Source organism: Pseudomonas sp. CM27, assembly GCF_013179515.1.
GTDB lineage: Bacteria > Pseudomonadota > Gammaproteobacteria > Pseudomonadales > Pseudomonadaceae > Aquipseudomonas.
The window spans coordinates 14,782-28,504 of sequence record NZ_JABMCN010000043.1; the positions used below are offsets into that span (position 1 = coordinate 14,782).

The following is a 13,723-nucleotide window of genomic DNA, read 5'->3' on the forward strand; positions in this document are numbered from 1 at the left end:
CTGAAACTGCCCACGAGAAGCCTTTGAGGCTCGCCAACTCGGCGAGCCTCTTTTCGCTAGAGGATCGGTTTACCGCCAGTCACTGCGTAACGTGAGCCACTGATATAACTGGCCTCGTCGGAGCCCAGCAGCACGTAGATTGGCGCGACCTCCACCGGTTGCCCCGGACGCCCTATCGGGTAATTGGAACCAAAGTTCTTGACGGCCTCGTCCGGCATGGTTGCCGGAATCAAAGGCGTCCAGATATGCCCTGGTGCAACGCTGTTGACCCGAATACCTTTCTCGCCTAGCAGCTGAGCCAGGCCCGCAGTGAAGTTGGCAATGGCCCCTTTGGTCGTGGCGTAGGCCAACAGGCTGGCGGATGGATCGTCGGAATTGACCGAGCTTGTGTTTATGATCGAGCTTCCCTTGGGCATGGAGGGCAGTGCCGCCTCGCAAATCCTGAAGATCGCGGTGATGTTGGTATCGAAGGTCTTCAGCCATTCGTCATCGTCGATTTCCTCCAGGGTCTCGTGCGACATTTGGAAGGCCGCGTTGTTGACCAGGATGTCGATACGCCCGAACTGGCTGACTGTCTTTTCGACGATTTCGTAGCAGTGCTGTTTCTGCGCCAGGTCTCCGGGCAACAGCAGGCATTGACGGCCCGCGGCCTCGACCCAGCGCGCGGTTTCTTGCGCGTCTTCGTGCTCATCCAGATAAGCGACGGCGACGTCGGCACCTTCACGGGCATAGGCAATCGCTACCGCCCGCCCGATGCCGCTGTCTGCTCCGGTGATGAGTGCAATCTTGCCTTCGAGTCGGTTGTGGCCGGTATACGACTGCTCACCACAATCCGGGTCGGGATCCATCTTGCGCTGTGAGCCAGGGACATTTTGAGGCTGTGAAGGGAAGGGCGGAGTAGGAAAGTCACGCATGGTGGTAGCTCCTGCAGTTGAGAACTCTCATACCGGTTCGAAAGCCCTGCCCCAGGTGTCTGGTTTCAATTTGCGGTTGGTGCGACGATTGGTGCGGGATATCAATCCAATTGAATTCCATGCCCCATCGCCTGTTCTACCGAACTCAGCTCCAGGCTCATCTTATAGCTCGGAGCCCAATTGCCGGAGCAGTGAGTGCCTCGAATCATTACCCCAGCGACCCCTGAGAACGAGATCAGCGAGCGCAATGCCCGGATGTTTGGCTCTCCAAAGGAACGTCTGGACTTTTACCTTCGCGAGATCCAGTACGAAACCAGCATCCTGGCCAACCGCACGGACGCCTACCTGGCGGCGCAGTCATTTCTGGTCATCGCCTTCGTCTCCTCCATGGGCAACCTCAATTAAGGATGGGGCGAGATGTTCACCCTGATCGTACCCGCGTTCCTCGCCTTGCTCGGGGTATTGAGCTCGCTCAACGCCTGGCCTGGCATCCGGGCAGCCTACAACATCATCGATCACTGGCAGCTCAAGCAGAGTCACCTGCTGCGCAGCGAGCCGTTGATGGGGTTGGCTTACGACGAATCGCCGCTGTACTTTGAGGCGGAAACCTCGCGTGCAGGGCATCGAAAGTCATTGCTGTTCTCGCTACGGACGCCGTGGTTTTTCTGGCGTGGTGGGTGCTATTGGGTAGCTACTCGGTGTACATCCAACTGGCCTGAACACGTTTGCGTACACACTTGGAGGTAACGTTTTGAAGCCTGAGGCATTGCTGACCGAGCTCCTCAACGCCCGAGGGCCGGGCGGACAAGAAGATGAGGTGCGAGACATTTGCCTGCGGGAGCTCAGCTGTTTCTGTGAGAAGGCCCATATAGACCTTGCTGGCAATGTGGTGGGGGTGATTCGTGCGGGCCGCGCTTGTAGCCCCGAGGCAGCCATACGCGTTATGGCCCACCTCGATGAGAATCGCGATGATCGTCAAAAATGTGCTGGAGAACGGCACCATGGAGGTGCTCGCCATAGGTGGTTCGCAACCGATAAGCTTCGGCGTCTGCCCTGTCTATATCCTGGGCGATGAACACATCCTGCCGGGTGTTTGTCCTACGGTTCAATGCACAACAGCGGTTGGCCTTTGAATGGAAGAGACGTGCTGGCAGGTAATGATCAGTGGAAAGATGTCTACATCGTCACGCGCAAGCCCAAGTCAGAACTCCAGGAGCTTGGCGTTCGGCCTGGTACTCGAGTCGTGCTCAGTCAGCACTGACGTAAGCCCTTCAAGGTACACGACTGTATCGCGGCTCACTTTTTCGACGACCGAGCTCCGCTGAGCGCTGTCATTCTCTGCGCGAAGCTGCTGAGCGAACGGCGAGAAAAACTGAAGCAGGACGTCTGGTTCGTGCTTACGACGCTGGAGGAAGAGTCGAATGCCGGCGCCATGTATGCAGCTTTCCGGCTGCCTGGCGATACCACAATCGCCGTCGAGGTCGGCCCTGTACTTGCGGAGTATGGCACGGAGCTTTCGGCCAACCCGATCATCAATACCGGTGACCAGAAGGGATACTACAGCCGCACCGTGGTGCAGGGGCTAATCGCCGCTGGCCGAAAGGCCGGTTATGAGTCCCAGGCGGCATTGCTCGTCGATATTGCGTCGAATGCGAGTGCGGTATTGAGTGCCGGGACCGATGCCCGAGCCGGTTGCATTGCGATACCCACCGAGAATATCCATGGCTTCGAGATGGTGCTTTTGGAAGGCATTTCCGCCTGTGCTCTCTCACTCTGGCCGAATACCTGCTGGCTTTTCAGCCCGAGAGCTGCGCCGATTAGCTGCACGGCGAGATGCAACACCCAATCATTGCACGCATCATGAGCTGCATTGAGTCGTCTCACGCTGAAAGTTTGCCCAACGGGTTACAGTTTGGCTTTCGAACTGAATTTTCTTGCCCTACGACGTATCAACAGCGCATGTACTGGGGAGGAAGTCTGATGCCAGCACCTTAACTGTATGTAATCGAATATGAGCTACACGGCAACCATCGAGCGTTCATCATCCGCTTGGAAAAATTGGACAGCGCTGGGCTTGGCCCTGGGCCAGTTGCGATGCGGGCGTTGGCATCATTCCAAGATTTAGTCAGCAGAAAATCAAGCTGGTCAGTCGACCGATGGCCGAACGCTACGGCATCGCTATGGTGAAGTGGCGTCTCGCTGGCGATGGCCCCGAGTTCGTTCCGCAAGCTTTCGATGCTGGGAAGTTCGCGAGCCCCTATTCGTTCCACTTGCCTGGAGGTGTGGCTATGCAGCCGAAAACTGAAGGCTCCGAAGTAAAGGGGCCTAGTAACGTGCCTTTCATCAACGATCCGGAAAAGCCTACGTCGCCACCTTTGAATGACGCTGATGCCACGGAGGCAGCCGAGGCAGAGGAAGACATTCAGGATGACGGCGAATCCAGTTAGCCAAGAGGAACACACGATGGACAACTACCACCTCAGCCCGACATCAGAAGGATGGGAATTGAAGAAAGCCGGTGCTGAACGCGCTTCCAAACGAGCGGCGACGAAGCATGAGCTGGTCAACGCCCTTGCGGATTTCTTTGATGACAAGACAGCGTCGGTGAAGATCCACAAAGCGGATGGCACTATCGAAGAGGAACGCACTTACCCACGATCTGCTGATCCGCGCCGTAGTAAAGGTTGAAGACTATAACTGCCTGTGACCTCGGCATTGAGGTCACGGATGCCCTTGGCGTGTTCAGATGGTTGCTGGCCAGTTTTCTCATGGGAAAGCGCATCCGCTCCACCGTAGCAGTGGAGGCGTACCGGATTCTTGTCGCTCAGCAGGGTCTGGATACGCCGCTTAAGCTAGCTCAGAGTTCTCATTCGGCACTGGTCAGAGTCCTCGGCCAGGCCGGATACGCACGATACGATGAGTCTACCGCTAAACGATTGTTGGCCCTGAGCAAGAAGGTAGAGGCGGAACTGGATGCCCAACTAAATGCATTGCGGGATGCATCAAATGCTGAGGGATTTAAGCGCTGGCTACTGAGCTTCGAGGGTGTAGGCCCAAAGACCGTGGAGATTTTCATGCGTGAAGGCTTGGGCCATTTGACGATGTCGGAAGGCCATTGAGCATGGGTGGCCTTTAGCCCCCATCGACGCGTGCACAGATGAGTGAAACACTCGTTCATTCAACTATGGACTGGAGAGGGTGATGAAGCTCGACATTGAGGGGTTGTCGCTGTCAGGGAAGACAGTAGTTGTCGTAGAGGATGATCCAACGCTACAAGCCCTTCTGGTGGAAATTCTGATCGAATTGGGCGCCACCTGCGATGCGTTCGATAACTCAGAAGATGCCTTGATTCACTTGATGGGACTCAAGAGCGACTGCTCTTTGATCGTTGTCGACCACGGTGTTCCTGGAAGCATCAAAGGTATGGAGTTCATCTCCATGGCGCACGAAAGGTGGCCTGGACTTCCCGCCATTCTGACCTCCGGCCACCAGCTTGATGCTTCTCAGGTGACACCACCCGTTACCTACCTCTTCAAACCGTGGTCGATAGACGAGCTCGCTCAAGCTATTGGCCAAGCGCTTCATCCTGCAAAAGTACCTTCACCTTTCCTCCCGTTCGAGCAAAAAGGTCTCTAGCGCTGCAGGTTATCCCGAGCAACATCGTCCGTTTGATGCTCAGCAGGGGCCTGATGGTGGGGATCACATTCGCTGCCCATCGCCTGGTATTCCTTGCGAAGCTTATGGATTTGCCGGTTATCGAGGGCTTCGAGATCCAATACCGACTGCTCCGCAGATTTCGTAGCGCGGATCAGTTCGTCAAGCTTGACGTGGATGATGTCGTTGTCCCGGTTCTGGGTGTTCTGAATCAGGAAAACCATCAGGAAGGTAATGATGGTCGTCGACGTGTTGATGATGAGTTGCCAGGTATCGTTGTAGTGAAACCAAGGCCCTGACGCAGCCCACATGGCAATCAACACCACGGCGATCAAAAAGGTGCTCGGTTTACCGGCGTGGTTGGCGAGCCATTGGCAAAACTGGGCAAATTTCATGAAGTAATCTCCACTGCGACGATCTATAGGGTTTGACCGCAGTGGAGCGCTGAAATTTTCTTTTACATTTCTCCGAGGTGTTGGGTAAACCTACTAAGCGCAGCGGAACGAGGTGGCGTGCCGGAGAGTCAAAAAAATACTCGTAAACTTTCCCAAGGCTTCTGCGCAGATGACCTTCATCGTCTGGTTCGCCATGCTGGGCGCAGTCTTGCTGCTGCTCGCGCTCTCATCCTCCTACCTGCGCTGGATCCCTGTGACCTCGTCTGTAATGTGCCTTGCCCTGGGTATCGGTCTGGGTACATCGGGGCTGGGTTTTCTTCAGCTGGATTTGAGCAAGTCGAGCGGGTGGATGGAGCCCCTCACAGAGGTCGCTGTGTTGTTTTCACTGTTCTTCAGTGGTGTGAAATTGCGCCTGCCTTTGCACAATCTCCGATGGTGCAGCGCCTTTTTTCTAGCGGGACCGGTGATGTTGATCTGCATCGGTGGGGTAACGCTGGTGCTGCATTACGGCCTGAGCTTGGGGTGGGGAGTCTCGCTACTGATCGGAGCGATCCTCGCACCCACTGACCCAGTTCTCGCAACCCTGGTGCAGGTGGTTGATGCCCAAGACGATGATCTTGTCCGTTTCAGCTTGTCAGGTGAGGCAGGGCTCAACGACGGCGTGGCGTTTCCCTTCGTCATACTTGGACTGTTCCTGCAACAGGACAATGGCCAGGCCTGGTTCAGTGACTGGTTGCTCAAGGACATGCTCTGGGCAGTAACCGCAGGCCTGTTGCTTGGCTACTGGATGGGGCGCGGCCTGGGCAAGCTCACGCTATTCTTGCGTCTGCGCAGCCACGACAGCACCGTCTCGCCCAATGACTATCTGGCCCTTGCCCTGATTGCGTTGGCATACGTGAGCGCCGAGTCGATACAGGCCTATGGGTTCCTCGCGGTATTCGCTGCGGGCCTCGGTTTACGGCAGGCAGAGGTTCAGACCGCCAATAGCCCCGAAGAGCCGGCTGCTGAACATCTGGTATAGCCTGTGGTAGGTCACCAGCACGTGGCGCCGGAGCTAGCAGTTAAGGCGATGTGAAAGGGCTCGACGACTCGCAGGTGGCAGCGTGGATCATGTTGGGTGACATGCTGGCTTTCGGTAGCCTGATCGAGCGGGCAATGGAAGTATTTCTGGTGACCATGCTCGTGGTAGTGCTCATTGAGCATTGGGACTGGCGGGCAGTGCTGGTTGCCGGTGCTTTGTTTTTTGTCATTCGCCCCATCAGCATCTTGCTGTTCCCGGCTCGAGGAATGCTAGATATCCGCCAGCGCGGGCTTTTAGGGTGGTTTGGCATCCGAGGTATCGGGTGCTTCTAGTACCTGTTCTATGCCCTCCCACCTTGGCCGAACAGAGCATCAACCTGGTGCTTTCGATGGTGGCGTTGAGCATTCTGCTGCATGGGTTGAGTGTCCAGCCGCTCCTTGCCAGATACGAAGCGTGGAAGGAGAGGGTCTCCTGATGGCTATTCAACAGAAAAAGTGCGAGGGCAGCAATTGCCATGGCACTGAATCACCGCCAGTTAGCGGTTCTCTCTACCGCCACCGCCGCCGTGGCTGTTTTGCCCGCCTTTACGGCCTGCCTCGGAGGCACGCTCACGGTCGTTGGCAAAATTGCCTCCTGAGCTCTGCCCGCCTTTGTGACCTGCCTCCGACGCTTTCTCGCGATCATTGGCAAAATTGCCAGGATTGGTCTGAGCAGTACCACCTTGATGGCCACGATTGGTTGGGTTGTTAGCCATGATCTTTCACCTCATGTCGTCATACAAGTAAGTCTGTGTTCAACTCGGACGTCGCGGCGCGGGGTGTTTGCTCCTTGGGTTTTGGCCAAGGCCGACGGGTTGCGCGAAAGAACCGGTGCAGGCGTGTGTGGCGTCCTTAAGCTTTGTTCGCGAACGTTTGGGAAGGATCAAGCTTGCATCCAGTCTGCAGACGCCGAACCTTCAGCCACGCCGGCGTGGTCAAGCGACCCTCTGGACGCTTCTACGCCGCTGACACCGCTCTACTGAACCTCGTGAATGTTCGTGACTCAACCTTTCATCAGCGTGTGAGGCTTTCTGATGCGAACGTTCGAGAAAAACCTTTGTGCTACCCAATTGCTGAAGCTCAACTGTTTGGCAGCGTGGTACCGCGTGCTGGAGGGTAGGGCTTTACGAATGGACTCGCCGGACGACTATCACGACGAATTGCTTCGCCAGGCGATGAGATGGATCGTCGGGGGATTATCTCCTGGCAGGAATGGCGCGATCTTCGTCTGGAGGCCGACGCTGCTTACCTGAGAGCGGTAGCATGGGAGGATTATCGTCCGGTAAATCCCACGAATTCGACAGCAGGGTTGGGATCGAACGTGCTCTCGCATGAGACCACGCTCATTTCTCGGTACGCAGACCGTCTCTAATATCCCTGCGTCGTGAATGCGTGATTGAAAAACCCACAAGGATTCCCAGCGCCGCTGCGCCGATCAGCAGCGGCGTATTGTCTTTCGGCTTTCTCCAACCTCCGTCGATACCCCTCCTGCCACTTGGAGGCAAAGCGGCCTGGGCCCAGCTGATCGTCGCGCTGCCGCTGGTTGGCCTGGGTGTCTGGGGCGTTGCTGGCCCACGCGGTATCAAGCGGCCGGATGTAGCCATGCAAACACGTAGCTCGCCGGTGAACTTGGCATGGGCGCTGGCCATGAAGGCGGCCATTTCCTCATGGCGGGCCTGGATGAATTCGATCTTGCCGTTGGCCCGGCTCAGCGCGCCGAACACGCCATTGATGCCGTCGCCGGGGTAACCGAAGATGCGCCGTACGCCCCATTGATTACAACGGTCCCACCAGAAAGTCGCCTACCGTGCCGGTCATTGCCTGCTCCCGTTCTGTTATCGATGGGTGTCTGGACTTGGCACGTGGCGGGAAAGTTTCAACGGTACGTGCACCCGTCTGCCGGCTGGAACCTGGCAACAGCCGACGGGTTCGAAGGTGTACCGATAACCCCATCAGGATATGCATCATGACGCTCATGAATACGGAAGATGCAAGCGTGCAGGCCTTGTATTTCGAAGACGACGGCGCGACGCCAAACAGCCGTTTTCCCGTGCTGTTCTACCGGTTGAAGCTCGATCCGATGGGGGACACTGCCAGCGAATTCGAAGCGATGTTTGCCGCTCATCAATGGACCCCGCTCTGGCGCTTCGGGATTTTCGATTATCACCACTTTCACCCGAACGCTCATGAAGCACTCGGGATTGCCTATGGGCGGGGCCGATTGACGCTTGGCGGAGAATACGGGCAGAGCGTGAGCGTGGAGCGGGGTGATGTGCTGGTGCTGCCAGCAGGCACGGGCCATCGCTGTATCGAGTGCAGCGATAACTTCCTGGTGGTCGGCGCCTATCCCCATGGGCAGGAAGACTACGACATTCAGCGGCCCGACAGAGCAGCACACCCGCGCAATCTCGCGCGCATCGCCCAGGTGCCATGCCCTGAACAAGACCCCGTCTGCGGTATTCGGGGCATGTTGATGACGCAATGGAGTTGAGTGTGGGGCTAGTGAGCCTTACGCTGCGGCGACCTTCTCCGATCACCCCTGTTTTCGCAGGACTTCGACCAACTGGGCCTTGCTCATGCTCGAGCGCCCCTTGATGTCTTTGCTGCGCGCCTCGTTCATAAGGCTTTCCTTGCTTTGCGATGCCAGCGACGCGCGCGAAGTGCGTGAATGCCCCTGGCGAGACTCAGCGGCGCGCTTGGCATGAATCCATGCATGCGGTCTTCTTCTCGCGCGACGGAGATCCTGCTCCCCGAGTTTCCAGGCATTTCACCGCCACCGAATTGTTTGTCCACGGTGGCCCAGGCGCGCGCTTCGGCTTCGTCCTTGCCCACGCCCTTGTCCTCATAAAATTGCTCGATGTGCATGGCCCGGCGTTTCAGTTTCGCCATTGATCAAGCAACTCACTCAGGAGTGAATGCCATGCCACGCGGTGACAAAATATACGGACAAGCAGAAACGCAAGAACGGGAGATCCACCGCCATTTGGCCATCCACCTAGCTGCCCGATCCTGCACCTGATCCACTACCGGTTGAGCCACTCGCCGGATCTGCACCGCTACTATCCCCCGTTGCCGCCGGAGCCCGAGTCAGCATCGGTACCGTCACCTCCCGTGTTGTCCGTTCCATTGTCATGGGAACCGCCATTACCCGTGCCCATGCCAACGGCTAATGTTCCTGAGCCTGTCGCACCGCCTTGGCCGTTCATGTGCCCATTGCTGTGCGGTTGCGTGCCCGGGGCGCGCTGATCGTTCAGGTCTGTGGCGGCCAGGGCAAGTGGCGCCGCGCAACCCACGCACATTGCGAGCAGCAACGCGTACGTTTTTTCTGCTTTCATGGTGAAACTCTCTGGTCGTTCACCCTGTGTTCGGCCTGCTGTTTACCGAAGGGTGCCCGCAGAGCGACGGAACGTTCTGATGCAGAAAGGCCGGGTCAGGGTAAGGCCGATCGCGATCGACGGATTGGGAGGATCAAGAGCGCTTACCTCCCGAAGCGGGTGAACAGACGCCCCATTCTGATGAAAGGCGTTCAACTGAAAAGGCCCGACTTCGACGAGCTCCAGATACCATCTGCCTCCGAACGGATAAAGGGCATGGTCATTGAAGAAAAACGCCCCCGGTAAGGTATCGCAGCAGGGCAGAATTTTTGAACAGGCATGGGAGTTCAACCTCAAAATTAAAACGCCTGAGGGAATGATCATGGATCTGTATGGGCTATCTAATCTAGAAATTCTCCAGCTGATAGAGCGCGCGTTTCTACCAGATGTCTGCAGGTGCACGTTAGCTGGAGACCTCCTGAGCTTGAGCCTTACGAGCTATCGCGACCCCAAAAAAAGTGTTGTGCTGCAGGCGGTTGATTCACAGGTCCTTAATTCCGCCCGTGAAATTGCCGGTTTGATTGCAGATGCACGGATTCAACTCGCAGGACTGACGGCAGTAGACGTGGTGCACGTAGCTGTTTCTGTAGAAGTGGGGCCACGGCGCGACCCGTAGGCCGCCCTGGCGATAGAGTACGTTGCGGTTCGCCGGTGCTCACGGCTGAGCCTCAGTGGAATAACATATGAATTTACGAAATGCGTAATCCTTCGATAGTTTCTATCAGTACCTCATACTGCACAGGCTTGGTCAGGTGCTGATCAAATCCGGATAGAGTAGAGGATACCTTGTCACCATAGCCCGAAAGAGCGATGGCAGGCGTCTTCTGCAAATGGTTGATCTTGCGCAGTTCACCAACCAGTTGATGTCCATCCATACCCGGCATGCCAATGTCCGAGATAATGACATCATAGTGGGTAACTTTGGCGTGCTCGACTACCTGCAGGGGATCATGAAATGTCGTGACCACAGCTTCTTCCATTTCAAGTAATTGTTGCATGACGTCCAATATTTCGGTCGAGTCGTCGACGAGCAAAATCTTGATGCCATGCAACCGCGCAGCTTGCACCGGATCCTGGGAAGGCCCATTGACCGATGACTGAGCACAAAGCGGCAAAGTGACGGTGAAGATACAGCCAAGGCCGATACCTGCGGAAGAGGCCGCAACGCTTCCACCATGGGCTTCAACCAGCTGACGAACCAAAGACAAGCCAATACCAAGGCCTTCCCGCTTGTGCGTGGAATGCTGATGCGTGGCTTGACTGAACAGGTTGAATACACGATCCAGATCCTGTTTCGTCAGCCCGACCCCGTTATCGACAAACTGCAGTTTCACCGTGTCGTTCACTTGCTTGACAATAATTTGGATGACGGGATGCGCTGCGCTGAATTTCAGGGCATTGTTGAGTAAATTCCAGATCACTTGTTCAAGGCGCGTGACATCGCCGTTCACCCAGCAGTCACCCCTGGCCTCAGGCTCGATCTCGAGCGTGATGTGGCCTTCAGGACATTCGCTGGAGGCGACGGCAAAGATTTCTTCCAGGATGGCCGTGATTTCAACCGGCTGCTTTTTGAGTTTCAGTTTGCCTGTGCGAATACGGGCGACGTCCAGCAAGTCGTCAATGATTCGCGCTTGGCTGGCAACCGCATCACTGATGGTATCCACGGCCTTGCTGGCGCGCTCCGCTGCCCGAACTGCGGGTACGCGTCGCAAGATTTCAGCATTGAGCTGTATCAAGTTTAACGGGTGCTTCAGCTCATGAGACATCACGGCGAAAAACTCGTCTTTCATGTGACTGCTGGTCTGGGTTTCTTTAAGGATACGGCTTTGCTGCTCTTGCATGCGCTTGTGCCCAGTGAGGTCGCGGGCGATTTTTACATAACCGGTGAGTGAGTCACTTGTCAAAGTGGCGACTTCGCCACTGCAGTAGAAGCGTTCCCCCCCTTTACGCACATGCCAACGCTCGTCTAAGCAGCGGCCCTCCAGGTGGGCCTTGCGCAGCTCCTCTGCCGGTACGCCGCTGGCGCGGTCTTCGGCGGAGAAGATCAGCTCGAAGTATTTGCCGATAACTTCCTCTTTGACATAACCAAAAGTCATCTCTGCGCCCGTGTTCCAGTCGCTGATCATGCCGTGTTCGTCCATGACAATGATGGCGAAATCGTGAGTACTTTCCGCTACCAAGCGCATGCGTTCCTGCCCCAGTCGCAGGCTTTCTTCAGCGGCGCGGCGCTTGGTAATGTCGATGAACGTCAGGACCGTCCCATTGATCAGGTTTTCGTTTGACCGGTACGGCAGCAAGCGGGCGATATACCAGCGCTGGTTGTTGCTGGGGACTTCGCGTTCGATGATATTCAACGTTTCAAATACAGCCGCCGCATCGTCGGTCAGCTGCGGATAATCCAGCCGGTGGGTAATGTCGAGCAAGGAGCGGCCCGTGTCGCTGGCCAACATGTTGAAAATGTCGGTGGTACGGGGCGTGAACCAGCGAATGCGCATGCTTTTATCGACAAAAATGGTCGCGATGTCGGTGGACGCTATCAAATTGCTAAGGTAGTCGTTGACTTTGTCGGTTTCTTCGACTTTGGTCTTCAGCTCGTAGTTGACGGTCAAGAGTTCTTCATTGATCGACTGCAGCTCTTCCTTGCTGGTTTCCAATTCCTCCGTGGCTGAGCGCAGCTCTTCGTTGATGGCTTGGGCTTCCTCGTTCGAGGCTTTGAGCTCCTCACTCGAGACTTCCGACTGTTCAATGGTCTCCTGAAGCTGAAGTTTGGTTTGATGCAGTTCCTTTTCCAGCACGGCCAAGGCAGGGTCGTCCGCGCTCGACGATGTCTCATGCCGCTCAGGCGAAGACGGGGGGCCAACCTGAAAGACGACCAGGAACACGTCATGATCGGTGGCTTCGTCGCGGTATGGCTCAATGAGCACGCGTACACGTTCGTCGCCGAGTGTCGCCACACGCGAGCTCACGCGCTTACCGCTTTGCTGGGCCTGGTAAAGCGTTGTGCGCAACTCCAGACGCAGCGCAGGGTCGATCAAATTGACCAGATTACGGTTAACTTCACCGGCGACATAACGCAAAAAGCGCCCCACCCCGTTGTCCAAGTGCAGAATATCCAAATTGCCGTCGACCACCAGGCTGGGCGGCTGGATGCTTTCCAGTGCACGCCGATGGATATCGGCGAAGGAAATTTTCCCGGCACGCTTGGGCACCACTGGCACTGACTCATCGATGCCGCTGCGCACATAGCCTGCACGTGGAATGGTAGGCGAACGCCGTTCCGTACTGCTGAGCTTCGCGCGATAAATACGATTGCGCTTATCAATGGCGACAAACAGTTCAGGACACACATCGGCGGACTCGGATGAGCCCAGAAACAGGTAGCCACCGGTGCGAAGCGCGAAATGGAACATTTGCAGAATTTCACGTTGAACTTCGCGGTCGAGGTAAATCATCAAGTTGCGGCAGACAATCAAGTCGATTTGCGAGAACGGCGGATCCGCTAGGATGTTGTGCTTGGCAAACAATACGACATCGCGCACTTCCTTGTTGATCCGGTAGTGCGATCCTTCCTTGACGAAGTAGTGGCGTAAACGGGTAGGTGGGACGTCGGTCAAAATGGCTTCGGAGAACTGCCCGGCGCGGCCTTTGGCAATGGCGCGCTCATCCACATCGGTGGCGAACAGCTGAATTTTGCGCTCGCTGTTTTCCAGCGACTGATGCTCCATTGCCAAGATCGCGAGGCTATAGGCTTCTTCACCGCTCGAACAACCTGCCGACCAGATGCGAATCTCTTCTCGCTGGGAAGGGTTCTGAGGCTTTCGTGCGAAAATTTCACCGAGAACGCTTCGTTCCAAGGCTTCAAACGCTTCGCGATCGCGGAAGAAATTGGTGACGCCAATCAACATGTCGCCTAGTAGCGCCTTGGCTTCTTCGGCATGGGTTTCAATGTAGTTGAGGTAGGCGGCCAGGTCAGCTTGCGTCGTCACCTGCAGGCGACGCTCGAGTCGCCTCAGCACTGTAGCGCGCTTGTAGTGTTTGAAATCATGCCCGGTACGGTTACGCAGCACAGCGAGTATTTGCCCCAGCAGGTGTTCATCGTCATATTCGGGGGAAACCGCGACGGCGTCGCAAGGCTGGAAGGCATTGGAGGCGGGGAGTCGAATCGTTTGAGCGTTGCGCCACAGATCGAGCAGTTTTTGCGGCATCTCGGCAACTGGCAATATGACATCCACCAACTGCGTTTCGATTGCAGCCCGTGGCATGCCATCAAATTCCGCATCCTCCGGGTTCTGCACAAGCGTCACGCCGCCTTGCTCTTTGATTCGCG

The 13,723-nt window shown here is 56.4% G+C and carries 9 protein-coding genes and 7 pseudogenes; 10 read left to right on the plus strand and 6 right to left on the minus strand.

Annotation, left to right across the window (positions count from 1 at the left end; all coding sequences use genetic code 11):
• Window positions 1-56 precede the first annotated feature (56 nt).
• A complete protein-coding gene (locus tag HP547_RS07810) occupies window positions 57-914 on the minus strand; it encodes an SDR family oxidoreductase (RefSeq protein WP_172285959.1) in 858 nt (285 codons plus the stop codon).
• A 195-nt stretch (window positions 915-1,109) separates the two neighbouring features.
• Here HP547_RS07810 and HP547_RS07815 point away from each other — a divergent pair.
• From HP547_RS07815 to HP547_RS07840, 6 genes and pseudogenes are all read left to right on the plus strand, one after another.
• A pseudogene (locus tag HP547_RS07815) lies at window positions 1,110-1,633 on the plus strand (hypothetical protein).
• A gap of 32 nt (window positions 1,634-1,665) precedes the next feature.
• Window positions 1,666-2,778, plus strand: a pseudogene (locus HP547_RS07820) (M42 family peptidase).
• Window positions 2,779-2,909: 131 nt separating this feature from the next.
• Window positions 2,910-3,127: pseudogene (locus HP547_RS07825) on the plus strand (DUF6555 family protein); the annotation flags it as partial.
• A 250-nt stretch (window positions 3,128-3,377) separates the two neighbouring features.
• Entirely contained in the window at window positions 3,378-3,602 is a 225-nt protein-coding gene (locus tag HP547_RS07830; protein ID WP_172285960.1) for a DUF2188 domain-containing protein, read from the plus strand.
• Window positions 3,599-4,033 (plus strand): DNA methylase, encoded by a 435-nt coding sequence (locus HP547_RS07835; protein WP_172285961.1) that lies wholly within the window; start codon window positions 3,599-3,601, stop codon window positions 4,031-4,033. Before HP547_RS07830 ends, HP547_RS07835 begins: the two co-directional genes overlap by 4 nt.
• An 82-nt stretch (window positions 4,034-4,115) precedes the next feature.
• Window positions 4,116-4,550: a response regulator gene (locus tag HP547_RS07840; RefSeq protein WP_172285962.1), complete on the plus strand. Its 435-nt coding sequence runs from the start codon at window positions 4,116-4,118 to the stop codon at window positions 4,548-4,550.
• Here the strand turns inward: HP547_RS07840 and HP547_RS07845 are convergent.
• A complete protein-coding gene (locus HP547_RS07845) occupies window positions 4,547-4,963 on the minus strand; it encodes a low affinity iron permease family protein (RefSeq protein WP_172285963.1) in 417 nt (138 codons plus the stop codon). The genes HP547_RS07840 and HP547_RS07845 overlap by 4 nt on opposite strands.
• A 169-nt stretch (window positions 4,964-5,132) precedes the next feature.
• On the opposite strand from HP547_RS07845, the pseudogene HP547_RS07850 reads away from it, so the two are divergent.
• Window positions 5,133-6,459 (plus strand): annotated as a pseudogene (locus HP547_RS07850) (cation:proton antiporter).
• 60 nt (window positions 6,460-6,519) lie between these two features.
• On the opposite strand, the gene HP547_RS07855 reads toward HP547_RS07850, so the two are convergent.
• On the minus strand, window positions 6,520-6,738 hold the full coding sequence (locus HP547_RS07855; RefSeq protein ID WP_172228023.1) for a general stress protein: 219 nt from the start codon (window positions 6,736-6,738) through the stop codon (window positions 6,520-6,522).
• A 318-nt stretch (window positions 6,739-7,056) separates the two neighbouring features.
• Here HP547_RS07855 and HP547_RS29560 point away from each other — a divergent pair.
• A pseudogene (locus HP547_RS29560) lies at window positions 7,057-7,394 on the plus strand (hypothetical protein).
• Between the two features lie 217 nt (window positions 7,395-7,611).
• Here the strand turns inward: HP547_RS29560 and HP547_RS29565 are convergent.
• Window positions 7,612-7,999, minus strand: a pseudogene (locus HP547_RS29565) (thiamine pyrophosphate-binding protein); the annotation flags it as partial.
• On the opposite strand from HP547_RS29565, the gene HP547_RS07865 reads away from it, so the two are divergent.
• Window positions 7,989-8,513 carry a cupin domain-containing protein gene (locus HP547_RS07865; RefSeq protein WP_172285964.1) on the plus strand — a complete coding sequence of 175 codons (525 nt, stop codon included), beginning with the start codon at window positions 7,989-7,991 and terminating at the stop codon, window positions 8,511-8,513. The pseudogene HP547_RS29565 and the gene HP547_RS07865 sit on opposite strands and share 11 nt — an antisense overlap.
• 42 nt (window positions 8,514-8,555) lie before the next feature.
• On the opposite strand, the pseudogene HP547_RS07870 reads toward HP547_RS07865, so the two are convergent.
• Window positions 8,556-8,911 (minus strand): annotated as a pseudogene (locus tag HP547_RS07870) (termination factor Rho).
• Window positions 8,912-9,619: 708 nt separating this feature from the next.
• Between HP547_RS07870 and HP547_RS07875 the strand changes: the two are divergent.
• The gene (locus tag HP547_RS07875; protein WP_172228027.1) at window positions 9,620-10,012 is read left to right on the plus strand and encodes a DUF1652 domain-containing protein; all 393 of its coding nucleotides are present in this window, start codon (window positions 9,620-9,622) and stop codon (window positions 10,010-10,012) included.
• A gap of 73 nt (window positions 10,013-10,085) precedes the next feature.
• Here the strand turns inward: HP547_RS07875 and HP547_RS07880 are convergent.
• The coding region (locus HP547_RS07880) for a CheR family methyltransferase (protein WP_172285965.1) at window positions 10,086-13,723 on the minus strand (3,638 nt) is incomplete at its 5' end.